This window comes from Sulfitobacter sp. 1A12779 (assembly GCF_043557315.1).
Taxonomy (GTDB): Bacteria; Pseudomonadota; Alphaproteobacteria; order Rhodobacterales; family Rhodobacteraceae; genus Sulfitobacter; species Sulfitobacter faviae.
In genome coordinates this window covers 457,278-472,644 of the sequence record NZ_JBIFFU010000002.1, presented here as the reverse complement: position 1 = coordinate 472,644, position 15,367 = coordinate 457,278, and the positions used below count along the sequence as shown (strand labels likewise).

Below are 15,367 nucleotides of genomic sequence, written 5' to 3'. Positions count from 1 at the left end.
CACCGCTCAGTTCACCAGCGATGCCGCTGCCGATGCGGCCAAGCCTTCGACGCCGAACATATTGGCAATACCGACGATCATGATGACGGCAGAGGCCATCAGCACCACGGTCAGCACGCCGCCGTTCTGGTGGTCGAGCGTGTCCGAACGCTCTTCGCCGAAGTACATGTAGAAGACGATGCGCAGGTAGTAATAGGCACCGATCACACTGGCGATCACGCCCGCGATGGCCAGCCATGTCATATTGGCGTCATAGGCCGCGCGCAGCACATAGAACTTGCCAAAGAAGCCCAGCATCGGCGGCACGCCCGCAAGGCTGAACAGCAGCACCAGCATCGCAAGCGCCCGGCCCGGGTTGGTCTTGGCATACATGTTGAGCAGGGTAATATCGGTCACCGGCGCGCCGTCTTTCTGCATCAGCAGGATAAAGGCGAAGGTGCCGAGGTTCATGGTCACATAGATCGCCATATAAACCAGCATCGCCTGCACGCCAAAGGCGGTGCCTGCGGCCAGTCCCATCAGCGCATAGCCAATATGCGCGATGGAGGAGAAGGCCATCAGACGTTTGATATTGGTCTGACCGATCGCGGCGACCGAGCCAAAGAACATCGACAGAACCGACAACAGCGCGACGATCTGGGTCCAATCGCTGACGATCTGGCCAAAGGCGTCATGCATCACGCGGGCAAAGAGACCCATCGCCGCGACCTTGGGCGCCGTGGCAAAGAAGGCCGCGATCGGGGTGGGCGCGCCTTCGTAGACGTCCGGTGTCCACATGTGGAAGGGCACGGCGGAGACTTTGAAGGCCAGACCGGAGATCAGGAAGACCAGACCAAAGAGCAGGCCAAGCGAAGTGCCCCCCGTCTGCGCCGTGGTGATGATGCCCGCGAACAGCGTGGTCCCGGCGTAGCCGTAGACAAGTGATGCGCCATAGAGCAGCAGGCCCGAGCTGAGCGCGCCAAGCACGAAATACTTCAAACCCGCTTCCGTGGACTTAACCGAGTCGCGGCGCAGGGAGGCCACGACGTAAAGCGCCAGCGATTGCAGCTCGAGGCCCATGTAGAGCGCCATCAGGTCGCCTGCGCTGACCATCATCATCATGCCGACGACAGCCAAGGCCACAAGCATCGGATACTCGAACCGCAGCAAGCCGCGCAGTTTCATATAGTTTTCCGACATGACCAAGACGGCAGCGGCAGAAAGCAGGATCGTCACCTTGGCGAAACGCGCGAAAGTGTCGTCGATAAACATGCCGTGGAAGGCGATATTGGTGGTGCCGTCGCCAGACATGGCCACCCAACCGGCCAGCAGCACCATCACCACCGCGGTCACCCAGACGAGCACCCCGGCGGCCTTGTCTTTCGACGTATAGACCGCGCCGAGAAGACCAAGCAGGGCAAACCCCGCAAGGACGATCTCAGGCAGAATGATGTTCAGATCAGCGGATATCATGCGCCAAGTCCTTCTTAATGCGAGGCATCGGCGGTCTGCACGGCGGTATCAGCCGCCTCCAGCGCCATGTCGTAATTTTCAATCAGGGCCGCCACGGAGGGCCCGATCATGTCCAGCACCAGCGCCGGGTAGACGCCGAGGATCAGGGTCATCGCCACCAGCGGGGCAATGATCCATTTCTCACGCGCGGTCATGTCGGTGATCGCCTTGAGGCTCTCCTTGATCAGGTCACCCATCACCACGCGGCGGTAGAGCCACAGCGCATAGGCGGCGGAGAAGATCACCCCCGTGGTCGCCACAGCCGCCACCCAAGTGTTCACTTGGAAGGTCGCCATCAGCGTCAGGAATTCCCCCACGAAGCCCGATGTGCCCGGCAGGCCCACATTGGCCATGGTGAAGAACATGAAGACCAGCGCATAGGCGGGCATCCGGTTCACCAGACCGCCATAGGCGTCGATCTCACGAGTGTGCATCCGGTCATAGATCACGCCGACGCTGAGAAAGAGTGCGCCGGAGATGAAGCCGTGGCTGATCATCTGGAAGATCGCCCCATCGACACCCTGCTGGTTGGCCGCAAAGATGCCCATGGTCACGAAACCCATGTGGGCCACCGAGGAATAGGCGATCAGCTTTTTCATGTCCTGCTGCACCAGCGCCACCAGCGAGGTGTAGACGATGGCGATGGCCGACATCCACAGGATCAGCGGCGTCATCACCTCGGCCCCCACTGGGAACATCGGCAAAGAGAAGCGCAGGAAGCCGTAACCGCCCATCTTGAGCAGGATCGCCGCCAGCACCACGGAGCCTGCCGTCGGCGCCTGAACGTGGGCGTCGGGCAGCCAGGTGTGGACCGGCCACATCGGCATTTTCACCGCGAAGCTGGCGAAGAAGGCGAGGAACATCAGCGTCTGCATGCCGCCCACGATCTGGATGCCCAGAACCTCAAAGCTGTCTGAGCCGAAGTTATGCGTGAGCAGGCTGATTTCACAGCCACCGATGCAGGTTGTGCCCGCTTCGGTGAACATCGCCACCATCGCGACCAGCATCAGCACCGAGCCGAGGAAGGTATAGAGGAAGAACTTGAAGCTCGCGTAGATACGCTCTTTCCCGCCCCAGATGCCGATGATCAGGAACATCGGGATCAGGCCCGCTTCGAAGAAGAGGTAGAAGAGCACCAGATCAAGCGCCATGAAGACGCCCAGCATCAGGGTCTCCAACAGCAGGAAGGCGATCATATACTCCTTGACGCGATGCTCGACGTTCCAGCTTGCCGCGATGACCAGCGGCATCATGAAGGTCGTGAGCATCACGAAAAGGATCGAGATGCCGTCGACGCCGAGGCGGTATTTCAGGCCCAAGAGCCAGTCGGCCTCATCCACGAATTGGAAATCGGTGTTCGACGGGTCGAACTCGAACAACACGAAAAGCGAGATCAGGAAGGTGACCGTCGTGGTGATGAAGGCCAACCATTTCGCATTGCGCCCGGCGGCAGCATCATCGCCCCGCAGGAAGACCGCAAGGATCAGCGCTGCGAATGCCGGAATGAATGTGATGATTGAAAGCAGATGCGTGTCCATCAGTTCGCTCCTCCGCTCATCGTCATCCATGTCACCAGAACGGCGATGCCGATCACCATGGCGAAGGCATAGGTGAAGATATAGCCCGTCTGGGCCTTACCCGCGAGGCGGGTGAAGAAGGGGATGATCCCCATGGCGACGCCATTGAGCGTGCCGTCGATGACAGTGCCATCGCCGCGTTTCCACAGGAACCGGCCGATCGTTTTGGCAGGACGCACGAAAATCACGTCGTAAACCTCATCAAAGTACCATTTGTTTTTCAGGAACAGGTAAAGCGGGCGTTGGTTTGCCGCCAGCCGTCCCGGGACGGTCGGGCTCCAGATATAGAACCACAGGGCCATGACCAGACCGGCCAGCATCGCGATGAAGGGCGAGACCTTGACCCATTTCGGCGCGGCATGGGCATCTTCCAGCACATGGTTGTCAGGTGCGAAGTAAAGCGCCCCCTCGCCCGGCGCACCGCCGAAGGCTTCGTGATGGGTGCCAGCGTCTTGGTGGCCTTCGACCAGCGCATCCGCGCCATGGTCGTCATCGACCGGACCAGTTGCGCCGTGGTCATCCTCGGCCCCTTCGACATGATCGTCGCCGTGGCCTGCCATCTCGGCCATCGGGATGCCGTAGAACTTGCCGACCTGATCCGCATGACCAAAGAAGCTGCCGTACCAGATCATCCCGGCGAAGACCGAGCCAAGCGCCAGAACGCCAAGCGGGATCAGCATGACCATCGGGCTTTCATGCGCATGCTCATGCGTGTGTTTGTTGCCGCGCGGCTTGCCAAAGAAGGTCAGGAAGATCAGGCGCCAGCTGTAGAAGCTCGTCATCGCCGCGGCGATTACAAGAAGCCAGAAGCCGTACATCGACCCGCCGCCCCAAGCGCTCTCGATAATCGCGTCCTTCGACAGGAAGCCCGAGAAACCAATATGCGTGAGCGGAATGCCGACGCCGGTGATGGCCAGCGTGCCGATCATCATCGCCCAGAAGGTATAGGGGATCTTTTTGCGCAAACCGCCGTAGTTGGTCATGTCCTGCTCGTGGTGCATCGCATGGATGACCGAGCCGGCGCCCAAGAAGAGCATCGCCTTGAAGAAGGCGTGCGTGAAGAGGTGGAACATCGCCGCCGAATACATGCCCACGCCCGCGGCCACGAACATATAGCCAAGCTGCGACATGGTCGAATAGGCGATGACGCGTTTGATATCGGTCTGCACAAGGCCGATGGTCGCGGCGACAAAGGCAGTGGTGGCGCCGATCACGGTAACGAAACCCATCGCTTCGGGTGCGAATTCCATCACCGGCGACATGCGGCAGACAAGGAAAACACCCGCGGTCACCATGGTCGCGGCGTGGATCAGCGCCGACACAGGCGTCGGGCCTTCCATCGCATCGGGCAGCCATGTGTGCAGGAAAAGCTGCGCCGATTTACCCATCGCGCCGAGGAACAGCAGGAAGGCGATCAGGTTCGCCGCGTTCCAGTCGTTCCACAGGAAGGTAACGGACTGTTCGGCCAGATCGGGTGCCGCGGCAAAGATATCGTCAAAGCGGATCGAGTCCGTCAGCATGTAAAGGCCAAAGATACCCAGCAGGAAGGCAAAGTCCCCCACCCGGTTAACGACAAAGGCTTTCATCGCTGCGGCATTGGCCGACGGCTTGCGGAAGTAGAAGCCGATCAGCAGGTAGGAGGCCACGCCCACGCCTTCCCAGCCAAAGAACATCTGCACGAGGTTGTCGGCGGTCACCAGCATCAACATCGCGAAGGTGAAGAAAGACAGATAGGCGAAGAACCGAGGGCGATAGCTTTCGTTATCGCGGAAGTTCTCGTCGTGAGCCATGTAGCCGAAGGAATAGAGGTGCACGAGGCTCGACACCGTGGTGATGACGATCAGCATGATCGCGGTCAAACGGTCGAGCCGGATCGCCCAATCTGTGCTCAGCGTGCCGCTTTCGATAAAGCGCAGGATCTGAATTTGCTCGGCTGGGCCGTCCAGCGTCAGGAAGACCACCCAAGACAGGAAGGCGGCAAGGAACAGCAGCCCGGTGGCGACCCACTGGGCGGCCTTCTCACCGATGATCTTCCAGCCGAAACCGCAGAGGATGGCGCCCACCAGCGGGGCGAATAGGATCGTGGTTTCCATTGCCTCAGCCCTTCATCACGTTGACATCTTCCACCGCGATCGAGCCACGGTTGCGGAAGAAACAGACCAAAATGGCGAGGCCGATGGCAGCCTCGGCGGCGGCGACGGTGAGCACGAAAAGCGTGAAGACCTGCCCCGTCAGATCACCAAGGAAGCTGGAAAAGGCGACGAGGTTGATGTTCACCGCGAGCAGCATCAATTCGATGCTCATCAGCAGAATGATCACGTTCTTGCGGTTCAGGAATAGCCCGAAGATGCCGATGACAAACAGCGTCGCCGCCACTGTCAGGTAATGCTCAAGTCCGATCATGTCGTCCCTTACGTTCCCGCCCCTTGATGGGCTTTGGTCGCGCCCCATCTGAGGGGGCTTTTAGTATCACTTTGCCCCGGCTGCCACCGGGATTGCCTTGGGTTTAGCCGATAAAGCTGTAGCCGCCGAAAAATACGACGATCAACACCACGACCAGTACCACGATTGTTGTTCTCGACATTTCGACGTCCCTTCTCTCTCTTGGTTCAGCCGTTCTCTTTCAAAGAGAACGGCCCCGGAATTTTCAGAAAATTCCGTCTGTTACAGGCCCTGCCCTGACTTCACGTCGCGCAGTTCCATCGCCTTGGCCGGGTCGCGCATCATCTGGGCCACCACGTCTTGGCGCTTTACATCCTTGCGGTGACGCAATGTCAGCACAATCGCCCCGATCATCGCCACCAGCAGGATCAGACCTGCCAGTTGGAACAGCAGGAAGTAACGGTCATAGAGCAGCAGGCCGAGGGCTTCGGTGTTGAACCGCGCGGGATCAATTGCATTGGCCCGCAGGCTCTCCGCCGCCGCGCTCTGCTCCCATGCGCCAAAGGCCATGACGAATTGCATCAAGATCACCAACCCGATCAGCAAGGCCAAAGGCATGTAGCGCGCCATCTCGGCCTTGAGTTCGGCAAAGTCCACGTCAAGCATCATGACGACGAAGAGGAAGAGCACCGCCACCGCGCCGACATAGACGATGACCAGCAGCATCGCCACGAACTCCGCGCCGAGCAGAACAAAGAGCCCCGCCGCCGAAAGGAAGGACAGGATCAGCCAGAGCACCGAATGCACCGGGTTGCGGCTGATCACCGTAAACAGCCCGCCGGTGATGACGCTGATCGCGAAGAGGTAAAATGAAAAGACCGTCATGCGCCGTCTTCCTTCTTGGTGTCTTGTTCGTCGTCAAGGACCGATTGCGCCAGTTCCAAGGCCCGGGTCATCGCGGGAAGCCCGGCAAAGACCGACATCTGGCTGATCGTCTCGACGATATGTTGTTTCGTGGCCCCCGCCTCGCGCGCGTGGCGCACGGTTTGGCGAAGGGCCATGTCATTCTGCGCGCCCTGCATGGTCAGCCCGGCAAGGGTCAGAAGCAGCCGCGTCCGCGCGTCCAGCCCACCCTTGTTGACCGTGTCGCCGAACCAGAAATCCATCATTTCCTTCGGCATGGTGCCCATCATCGCCTCGAACCCTTTGGGCGAAAAAGCATCCATGGCTGGAAAGGCTTTCGCCATCTCCTGCGCTTGCTTCATCATCGCATCAAAAGGGTTCTTGGGGTCTCTCATCTGTAGGGCGCGTCCATTTCGAGGTTGCGGGCAATCTCGGCTTCCCAGCGTTCGCCGTTGTCCAAGAGCTTGGCCTTGTCGTAGTAAAGCTCTTCGCGGGTCTCGGTCGAGAATTCGAAGTTCGGGCCTTCGACAATGGCATCCACCGGGCAGGCTTCCTGGCAGAAACCGCAGTAGATGCATTTGGTCATGTCGATGTCATAGCGCGTGGTGCGGCGGCTGCCGTCTTCGCGCGCTTCGGCGTCGATGGTGATCGCCTGAGCGGGGCAGATCGCTTCGCAAAGCTTACAGGCAATGCAGCGTTCCTCCCCATTGGGATAACGGCGCAGCGCATGCTCCCCACGGAAGCGGGGCGACAGCGGCCCCTTCTCATGCGGGTAGTTCAGCGTGGTTTTCGGCGCAAAGAAATAGCGCATCCCCAGCATGAACGCCTTGGCGTAATCTGCCAGCAGGAAATATTTCGCGGCGCGGGTGTAATCAGTCGCAGCCATATCAGCCCCCTACGGTCCAGCGGGCGTAGATGCCCCAGAACCAATCGAATTTTGCAGCGAATGCCACGAAGACCACCCAGAAGAGCGAGAAGGGAAGGAAGACTTTCCACCCCAGCCGCATCAGCTGGTCATAGCGGTAGCGCGGCGTGATTGCCTTCACCATGGCGAACATGAAGAAGACCATCAGCATCTTGATGAACATCCAGAAGAAGCCATCGGGCAGGAACGGCACCGGCGACAGCCAGCCACCGAAGAACATCAGCGACACCAGCGCGCACATCAGCACCACGGCCACCAGCTCGCCAATCATGAAGAGCAGGAAGGGCGTCGAGGAATATTCCACCTGATAGCCCGCTACCAGTTCCGATTCCGCTTCCGGCAGGTCGAAGGGCGGGCGGTTGGTCTCCGCCAGCGCCGAGATGAAGAACAGGATCAGCATCGGGAAATGCGGCAGGAAGTACCAGTTGAACAGTCCCCAATCGCCGTCCTGCGCCGCCACGATGGACGAGAAGTTCATCGATCCGGTCGAGAGGATCACGCCGATGATGATCAGACCGATCGACACTTCGTAAGAGATCATCTGCGCGGCAGAACGCAAAGAGCCCAAGAACGGATATTTCGAGTTCGACGCCCAACCGCCCATGATCACGCCATAAACCTCCAAAGAGGAGACGGCGAAGACATAGAGAATGGCCACGTTGATGTCCGACAGGATCCAGCCGTCGTTAAACGGGATCACCGCCCAAGCGATCATCGCCATGACAAAGGAAATCATCGGCGCGAGGAAGAAGACCCCCTTGTCTGCGCCCGCCGGAACCACCACTTCCTTAACGATATACTTGAGGAAGTCGGCAAAACTCTGCAGCAGGCCGAAGACGCCCACAACGTTGGGGCCGCGGCGCATCATCACGGCGGCCCAGATCTTGCGGTCGGCATACATGAGGAAGGCCAGCGCCAGCAGCAACGGCACCACCAGCAGCAACACCTGCCCAACCGTCAGCAGGCCGATGCCCAGATAGGTGTTGTAAAAGAAATCAGCCATAAGTCCTCACACCGTCGGAATGCCGCGTTCCGCGCATTGAAACGCGGTCACTTCGGCATCAATTGTCTTCAAGCCTTTGGGCAGGCTCGGCGAGATTGTGTAAACAGCATCTGCCCGCCATATGCCACCCTCTTCGCTCACATTTGTCCGCACATGACGCGCAAAACCGTAGCCCCGGATCAGCGTGTATTGCGCGGCGGCACATTCGGCGTAGTCCGACACGTCCTGCGCCGAAAGCGCCTTGGTCATCGCCACGTTGAATTGCACCAAATCACCGTCCAAAAGCTGGGTTTCGACCCCCTTGTAATCGGGGATAAAATCCTCGGCCACCGGCACCTGCGGTTCGCAGGCGGCCAGTAGCATCAAGGGGGCCAGCGCCATTGTTCTCACTCCGCCGCCATCGGCTCGGCCCGGCGCGCGGCGGCCAGTGCCGACAGTTCCGCCATCAACTGGCTGGCCCGCGCGATCGGGTTGGAGAGATAGAAGTCACGCACCGCAGGCGCGAAAGACGCATCGCCCAGCTTGCCTGCAGGCAGCGCGTTCCATTCGTTTTCCGGCACCTCATCGACATTCGCCAGATGCGGCACGGCCTCGACCAGCTTACGGCGTAGCTCAGCGATGGAATCATAGCCCAGTTGCGCGCCCATCTCAGCCGAAAGTGCCCGAAGAATCGCCCAGTTCTCTTTCGCCTGCCCCGGTGCAAAGCCTGCGCGCAGCGCCAGTTGCGGACGGCCTTCGGTGTTGACGAAAAGCCCCGGCTCCTCGGTATAGGCCGCCCCCGGCAGGATGATGTCGGCACGGTGTGCGCCGCGGTCGCCATGGCTGCCTTGGTAGATCACGAAGGGGCCTTCGCCGATCTCGATCTCGTCGGCGCCGAGGTTGTAGATCACCTCCGCCGCGTTCACGTCGTCCATACCGTTTTCGGCCACGGCACCGATGTCCATCGCGCCCACGCGCGAGGCGGCGGTGTGCAGAACCATCAGCTTGCTCTTGGTCTTCTCGGCCAGTTCCATCGCTTTCGCCAGAACCGCCGAACCATCGGCTTCGCGCAGCGCGCCCTGGCCCACGACGATCACCGAAGGCTGTTCCAGCACTTCGTCGAAGTCGCTGTCCATCAGCTTGTCGAGCGTGGCGCGGTCGTTGCCCAGATGGTGATGCGGATAGGTCAGGTCAGCCGCTTCGCCGATCAGGCCGATCTCGGCACCATTGCTCCACGCCTTGCGAATACGCGCATTCAGCACCGGCGCCTCGACGGCGGGGTTGGTGCCGATGAGCTGGATCATCTTGGCATTGTCCAGATCCTCGATCCGCGCGTTGCCAACATAGCCGAAACGGTTGCCCGCGGGCAGTTTCGCGCCATCGGTGCGGCATTCGACGACACCGCCCTGCCCTTCGATCAGCTGTTTCAGGGCAAAGGCGGCCTCGACCGGGGCCAGATCGCCGATCAAACCGCCCAGCTTCTTGCCCTTCATCGCGACGGCGGCGGCATTCAGCGCCTCGGGCCAGCTGGCTTTGCGCAGCTTGCCGTTCTCGCGGATGTAAGGTGTGTCGAGACGCTGGCGGCGCAGACCGTCCCAGACGAAACGGGTCTTGTCGGAAATCCACTCTTCGTTCACGCCGTCGTGGTTGCGCGGCAAAAAGCGCATGACTTCGCGGCCCTTGGTGTCGACGCGAATGTTGGAGCCGAGCGCATCCATCACGTCGATGCTCTCGGTCTTGCTGAGTTCCCACGGACGCGCGGTGAAGGCATAGGGTTTGGACACCAGCGCACCCACCGGGCAGAGGTCGATGATATTGCCCGAAAGGTTGCTGTCGATCAGCGCGCCGAGATAGGTCGTGATCTCCGCATCCTCGCCGCGGCCGGTCTGGCCCATGACGTGCTGGCCTGCGACCTCGGTCGTGAAGCGCACGCAGCGGGTGCAGGAGATGCAGCGCGTCATATGGGTTTCGACCAGCGGGCCGAGATCGAGATCTTCGGTCGCGCGCTTGGGCTCGCGGTAACGCGAGAAGTCGACGCCATAGGCCATCGCCTGATCCTGCAGGTCGCACTCACCGCCCTGGTCGCAGATCGGGCAATCCAGCGGGTGGTTGATAAGCAGGAATTCCATCACGCCCTCGCGGGCCTTCTTGACCATGGGCGAGTTGGTTTTCACGACCGGCGGCTGGCCCTCGGGACCGGGGCGCAGGTCGCGCACCTGCATGGCGCAGGAGGCGGCGGGCTTGGGCGGCCCGCCGACGACTTCCACAAGACACATGCGGCAGTTGCCCGCGATCGACAGACGCTCATGGTAACAGAAGCGCGGCACTTCGATGCCGACCTGCTCGCAGGCCTGAATGAGCGTCATCGCCCCTTCGACTTCGACTTCCTTACCGTCGATGATGATCTTGCGGATATCGCTCATAAGCTCACTTTGCCTTCAGTAACGAACCGATCCGGCTCGATTTTTGAATCTCTTCGCGTCCAAGCGCACAATAGCTTTGCGGGTCCGAAGTATCGACCCCCTTCGCCTTGAAAAACGCGGCGCCCCGCGCTCTCATGCGCGCTTTTTCAGCGTCACTATCAATATAGGCGTCGATCTCGGCGTCGGAGTAGCCCAGATCGCCTGCCTTGCCTTTCAAGTCCCAAGCCATCTTGACCGCGCGCAGCATCCGCGCGCTGATGTCGGGGCAGTTCTTGCGGATGATGTCGGCGACGCCCATGTCCAAGAGCGCATCGTCGATGGCGGCCACCTCGCGCAGCGGCGGTTTTGCGGCGGCCGGTGTCACGGTGGCGGCGGTCAGGCTCAGGCCCATCACGGCGATCATCAGGGTGCGCATATCAATACTCCTTCATGCAGCAGACCGGAACGGCCCGTCTGACAGATGGAGATTGCAGGCCGTGATATTCAATATCACCGCCCCCAAGACCCACAGGCCCGCGATATGCCGCCGATGCGATCACTGGGGGCAGCGCCCCTGAAAGGTCAGCGCCCCGCCATCGAACCGCAGCGCGCTTGCCGGGGCATCGGGGCCAAAGGTCCAGTCGATTTTCGAGTTGCCGTAGTTGCCGACACAGTATTTCACCGCCTCATAGCGCGCCGCCGCGCGGGCGCCGTCGATGGATTTCCCGGCGTCCTTGACTGTCACCTGAAAGACATCCCGCTGGCCGTCGACCTTGCGTAGTTTGGTGCTGAAATACTGCCCGTCAAAGGCAATCCGCTCACCATCATTGGCGCAGCCCGCCAGCAGGGCGCTGAGCGTCAGAACCGTCAAAGCATATTTCATAGACCTACTCCGCTGCGCCATGGCCCGGCCTTGCCGATCGCCCCGCGCCTGTTGTGGACGGACGCGCCTGACGCGCGCCCGCTATCGCCGCTCCTGCGTCACGCGTCAAGCCGGTGAGGCCCGCCGCCGCGCAGGGTTTCACTCTGCCGCGACCGCGCTGACGCGGCCCGTGCGCTTGTGTTTGATCCGATCTTCAATCTCATCACGGAAGTGGCGGATCAGACCTTGGATCGGCCAAGCCGCCGCATCGCCAAGCGCGCAGATCGTGTGGCCCTCGACCTGTTTGGTCACGTCGAGCAGCATGTCGATCTCTTCCGGCTCGGCATCGCCCGAGACCAGACGGTCCATCACCCGCATCATCCAACCGGTGCCTTCGCGGCAGGGCGTGCACTGGCCGCAGCTTTCGTGTTTGTAGAACTTCGACAGCCGCCAGATCGCCTTGATCACGTCCGTCGAGTTGTCCATCACGATCACCGCCGCGGTGCCGAGGCCCGAACGCTGCTCGCGCAGGTAGTCGAAATCCATGATCGCGTCGCGCATGTCCTTGCCGGGGATCAACGGCACCGACGACCCGCCGGGGATCACCGCCTTGAGGTTGTCCCAGCCGCCGCGGATGCCGCCGCAATGGGTCTCGATCAGCTCTTCAAAGGAGATCGACATCGCCTCTTCGACGACGCAGGGGTTGTTCACGTGCCCCGAGATCGCGAACAGCTTGGTGCCCGCGTTGTTGGCGCGGCCAAAGCCCGCGAACCACTCCGGGCCACGGCGCAGAATGGTCGGCACCACGGCGATGGATTCGACGTTGTTCACCGTGGTCGGGCAACCGTAAAGGCCCGCGCCCGCCGGGAACGGCGGTTTCATCCGGGGCATGCCCTTCTTGCCTTCGAGGCTTTCCAGCAGCGCGGTTTCTTCGCCGCAAATGTAAGCCCCTGCCCCGTGGTGCAGGTAGATATCGAAATCCCAGCCCGATTTGCTGGCGTTCTTGCCCACCAGACCGGCCTCATAGGCCTCATCAATCGCGGCCTGAAGGGCTTCGCGCTCACGGATGTACTCGCCGCGCAGGTAGATGTAGCAGGTATGCGCGTTCATCGCGAAGGAGGCGATCAGGCAGCCTTCGATCAACGTATGCGGATCGTGGCGCATGATCTCACGGTCTTTGCAGGTGCCCGGCTCGGATTCGTCGGCGTTGACCACAAGGTATGCCGGGCGGCCATCGCTTTCCTTGGGCATGAAGGACCACTTGAGCCCCGTGGGGAAGCCCGCCCCACCCCGGCCCCGCAGGCCAGAGGCTTTCATCTGGTCGACGATCCAATCGCGGCCCTTTTGAATGATCCCGGCGGTGCCATCCCAATGGCCGCGCGCCTGCGCGCCTTTCAGGGTGCGGTCATGCATGCCGTAGATGTTGGTAAAAATGCGGTCTTTGTCCTGAAGCATGATGCCTACCTTTGGTTCTCACGGCTGGCCCGGCGGGCCTGCCACATTTGATATATCACGACCATCGCCCAGAAAAGCGCGGCCAGTGCAGCAAAGTCGAAGAGCAGCGCATAACGCCCCGGCAGGCCAAGCGCCGGGCCGGCCCATTGCATGGCCAGCCACAAGCACATGGTCACGGCAATGACCAGCCCTGCGGTGCGGCCCTTGCGGGCAAGCGCTCTGTCTTCGGCTTCGCTCATGTCTCTCTCTTACCCCGATCAGCCCTCGGCCTTGCCGTCACTGGCAAGTGCCTTGGCCTGACCGATCCAATCGTCGCGCCGGATACGGCCCTTGAAACGCAGACGAGAATCGACCCAGTCGATCTCTTCTCCCTCAAGTGCCGCGACCTGATCGAAATGGAAGATGCCCAATTCATTCAGCGTCTGCTCCAGCTTCGGCCCGATGCCGCCAATGCGCTTGAGGTCATCCGCCCCACCCGCACGCGGTCCTTCCAGCAGCGCGGGTTTGCCATCGGTTGATGCGCCGCCTGTCGCCCCCTTGGGCGCGGTTTCGACGGTCTCTTCCGGGGTGATCACCACCGCTGGCGCCTCTTCGGCTTCGACAACCTGTTCCGGGGCAGTTTCAACGGCGGCTGTGTCGGCCACGGGCGGCGTCGGCACTGTTTCCTCGGAGGTTTCGGCTGGCTCTTCCTCTCCCCCCACCTCGACCTCGGCGACCTCATCCGGCGCAGCTTCAACGGCAGCCGTATCGGCCACGGGCCCATTCGGCGGTGTCTCTGCCACAGGCTCAACCGGCGCGCTGGCCTTTCGCGCAGCCCCGATGCCCGCGTCACCGGCAGGGACGGTGCCTACCGCTGGCGAGACGCTGTCCGATGCCGTCGGCGCCGCTGCAACCGATGCTGCCGCCCCGCTGCGAGTGTTGTCTTGCGGTGCGGCGGCTGGCACGTCTTTGCACAGCAGGGTCATCGCCAGATAGCCCACAATCACCGCCACCAGCACACCGGCCAAAATAGACATCAACAGACCCCAGATGCCGAAAGCCAGCAACAGGAATGCCACCAGCAAACCGACACCGGCACCCAGCCACCAGCAGCGCTTGGTGCAGGCTTCTCGTTCCGAAATATCCGTCATGACTGTCCTTCTCTCCCTTGATGCGGGCGATGCGGCTTATGGCTCTGCGGGGTGGTGTGGGTGCCGTCCTTGGCCCGTTGTTAATCTCCGTCTTATTCTTCTGCGAGGCGCGCGGCCTGCTCTACCCAATTGTCGCGGCTGACGCGGCCTTTGAACCCTTCGAGGTTCTGGTCGACCCAAGCCACCTCCTCAGGGCCCCATTGGGCGATCTGATCAAAGTGGTAGAACCCCATGCCGTTGAGCATCTGCTCCAGCTTCGGACCGACGCCTTTGATCTTTTTCAGATCATCCGCCTCGCCCTCGCGCGGGCCGTCCAACTGCGCAGGCTTTTGGCCGGGCGTCGCGGGGGCCTCGGTCTCGGCCTCGGCGGCATCGACGGTTTCACCCGCGGGGTCGCGCTTGGAACGCGGTTTGCTTTTCGAGGCGGCCTCGGCCTCCTGCTCGGTGATGCCGGTCTTGTCGGCGCTTTCGCCCTCGGCGGGACGCGGCTCTTCGGCTTCGACCTCTTCCACGGTTTCAGGCTGCGGCGCGTCAGGCTTGCGCTGCCATGGGGTGAGCAGCGGCACCTCGGTGCCGTCGATGCGCTTGACCGTATCGCCGATATCGACCGCCGCTTGCGCGCTGGCGTTATACTGCGTGCGCCCGCTTTCGTGATCCGTAAGGCTTGTCAACCCGCCCAGAGGCTCAGAGGCATAGCGCCCGTTCTGCGGCCCGGGCACGGGCACGCGCCCCTCGCTCAACTCATCAAGGATCTCGTTCAGCCGCGCGGTGGTCAGGTCTTCGTAATAGTCCTTGCCGATCTGCGCCATGGGGGCGTTGGAACAGGCGCCGAGGCATTCGACCTCTTCCCAAGAAAAACGTCCGTCCGCCGACAACTCATGCGGCTTGGCGGCGATACGCTCTTTGCAGACGGCGACCAGATCCTCGGCCCCGCAAATCATGCAGGAGGTGGTGCCGCAAACTTGGATATGTGCCACGGAACCAACGGGTTGCAGCTGGAACATGAAGTAGAATGTCGCCACCTCCAGCCCGCGGATATAGGCCATGCCCAGCATTTCCGAGACATGCTCGATCGCCGGGCGGGTCAACCAGCCCTCTTGCTCCTGCGCGCGCCACAAAAGCGGGATGATCGCGCTGGCCTGACGGCCTTCGGGGTATTTGGTGATCTGCGCTTCGGCCCATTCTTGGTTGGCGGGCGTGAAGGCAAAACTGTCGGGCTGGTCAGGGTGTAGACGGCGGAGCATTAGTTCGAACCTAT

16 protein-coding genes are annotated in these 15,367 nt (G+C 61.4%); all 16 read right to left on the bottom strand.

Annotation, left to right across the window (positions count from 1 at the left end):
- Positions 1 to 6: 6 nt before the first annotated feature.
- The 16 genes from nuoN to ACGYLQ_RS04835 all read right to left on the bottom strand — a co-directional run bounded on the left by nuoN (position 7) and on the right by ACGYLQ_RS04835 (position 15,353).
- Positions 7 to 1,452, bottom strand: coding sequence for an NADH-quinone oxidoreductase subunit NuoN (gene nuoN, locus ACGYLQ_RS04910; RefSeq protein WP_067268151.1), 1,446 nt, complete (start codon positions 1,450 to 1,452; stop codon positions 7 to 9).
- 14 nt (positions 1,453 to 1,466) lie between these two features.
- Positions 1,467 to 3,029: an NADH-quinone oxidoreductase subunit M gene (locus ACGYLQ_RS04905; RefSeq protein ID WP_394440819.1), complete on the bottom strand. Its 1,563-nt coding sequence runs from the start codon at positions 3,027 to 3,029 to the stop codon at positions 1,467 to 1,469.
- Positions 3,029 to 5,161, bottom strand: coding sequence for an NADH-quinone oxidoreductase subunit L (gene nuoL, locus ACGYLQ_RS04900; RefSeq protein ID WP_394440817.1), 2,133 nt, complete (start codon positions 5,159 to 5,161; stop codon positions 3,029 to 3,031). Before nuoL ends, ACGYLQ_RS04905 begins: the two co-directional genes overlap by 1 nt.
- A 4-nt stretch (positions 5,162 to 5,165) precedes the next feature.
- On the bottom strand, positions 5,166 to 5,471 hold the full coding sequence (nuoK, locus tag ACGYLQ_RS04895; protein ID WP_007119508.1) for an NADH-quinone oxidoreductase subunit NuoK: 306 nt from the start codon (positions 5,469 to 5,471) through the stop codon (positions 5,166 to 5,168).
- A gap of 261 nt (positions 5,472 to 5,732) precedes the next feature.
- Positions 5,733 to 6,335 carry an NADH-quinone oxidoreductase subunit J gene (locus ACGYLQ_RS04890; protein ID WP_067268146.1) on the bottom strand — a complete coding sequence of 201 codons (603 nt, stop codon included), beginning with the start codon at positions 6,333 to 6,335 and terminating at the stop codon, positions 5,733 to 5,735.
- Positions 6,332 to 6,748 carry a carboxymuconolactone decarboxylase family protein gene (locus tag ACGYLQ_RS04885; protein ID WP_394440815.1) on the bottom strand — a complete coding sequence of 139 codons (417 nt, stop codon included), beginning with the start codon at positions 6,746 to 6,748 and terminating at the stop codon, positions 6,332 to 6,334. The genes ACGYLQ_RS04890 and ACGYLQ_RS04885 overlap by 4 nt, the downstream gene beginning before the upstream one ends.
- The gene (gene nuoI, locus ACGYLQ_RS04880) at positions 6,745 to 7,239 is read right to left on the bottom strand and encodes an NADH-quinone oxidoreductase subunit NuoI (protein WP_067263454.1); all 495 of its coding nucleotides are present in this window, start codon (positions 7,237 to 7,239) and stop codon (positions 6,745 to 6,747) included. The genes ACGYLQ_RS04885 and nuoI overlap by 4 nt, the downstream gene beginning before the upstream one ends.
- Position 7,240: 1 nt before the next feature.
- Complete coding sequence (gene nuoH, locus ACGYLQ_RS04875) at positions 7,241 to 8,281, bottom strand: NADH-quinone oxidoreductase subunit NuoH (protein WP_394440813.1); 1,041 nt, start codon at positions 8,279 to 8,281, stop codon at positions 7,241 to 7,243.
- A gap of 6 nt (positions 8,282 to 8,287) precedes the next feature.
- The gene (locus ACGYLQ_RS04870; RefSeq protein ID WP_067263450.1) at positions 8,288 to 8,662 is read right to left on the bottom strand and encodes a hypothetical protein; all 375 of its coding nucleotides are present in this window, start codon (positions 8,660 to 8,662) and stop codon (positions 8,288 to 8,290) included.
- Between the two features lie 5 nt (positions 8,663 to 8,667).
- A complete protein-coding gene (gene nuoG / locus ACGYLQ_RS04865) occupies positions 8,668 to 10,683 on the bottom strand; it encodes an NADH-quinone oxidoreductase subunit NuoG (protein ID WP_394440811.1) in 2,016 nt (671 codons plus the stop codon).
- A gap of 4 nt (positions 10,684 to 10,687) precedes the next feature.
- On the bottom strand, positions 10,688 to 11,098 hold the full coding sequence (locus tag ACGYLQ_RS04860; RefSeq protein WP_067630648.1) for a DUF5333 domain-containing protein: 411 nt from the start codon (positions 11,096 to 11,098) through the stop codon (positions 10,688 to 10,690).
- A gap of 120 nt (positions 11,099 to 11,218) precedes the next feature.
- On the bottom strand, positions 11,219 to 11,545 hold the full coding sequence (locus ACGYLQ_RS04855; RefSeq protein WP_394440809.1) for a hypothetical protein: 327 nt from the start codon (positions 11,543 to 11,545) through the stop codon (positions 11,219 to 11,221).
- A gap of 138 nt (positions 11,546 to 11,683) precedes the next feature.
- Positions 11,684 to 12,979: an NADH-quinone oxidoreductase subunit NuoF gene (gene nuoF, locus ACGYLQ_RS04850; protein ID WP_209218008.1), complete on the bottom strand. Its 1,296-nt coding sequence runs from the start codon at positions 12,977 to 12,979 to the stop codon at positions 11,684 to 11,686.
- A 5-nt stretch (positions 12,980 to 12,984) separates the two neighbouring features.
- Positions 12,985 to 13,218 (bottom strand): DUF5337 domain-containing protein, encoded by a 234-nt coding sequence (locus ACGYLQ_RS04845; RefSeq protein ID WP_067263425.1) that lies wholly within the window; start codon positions 13,216 to 13,218, stop codon positions 12,985 to 12,987.
- Positions 13,219 to 13,236: 18 nt separating this feature from the next.
- Positions 13,237 to 14,109 carry a hypothetical protein gene (locus tag ACGYLQ_RS04840; RefSeq protein ID WP_394440808.1) on the bottom strand — a complete coding sequence of 291 codons (873 nt, stop codon included), beginning with the start codon at positions 14,107 to 14,109 and terminating at the stop codon, positions 13,237 to 13,239.
- A 92-nt stretch (positions 14,110 to 14,201) separates the two neighbouring features.
- Positions 14,202 to 15,353: an NADH-quinone oxidoreductase subunit E gene (locus ACGYLQ_RS04835; RefSeq protein WP_394440806.1), complete on the bottom strand. Its 1,152-nt coding sequence runs from the start codon at positions 15,351 to 15,353 to the stop codon at positions 14,202 to 14,204.
- Between the last annotated feature and the right edge of the window lie 14 nt (positions 15,354 to 15,367).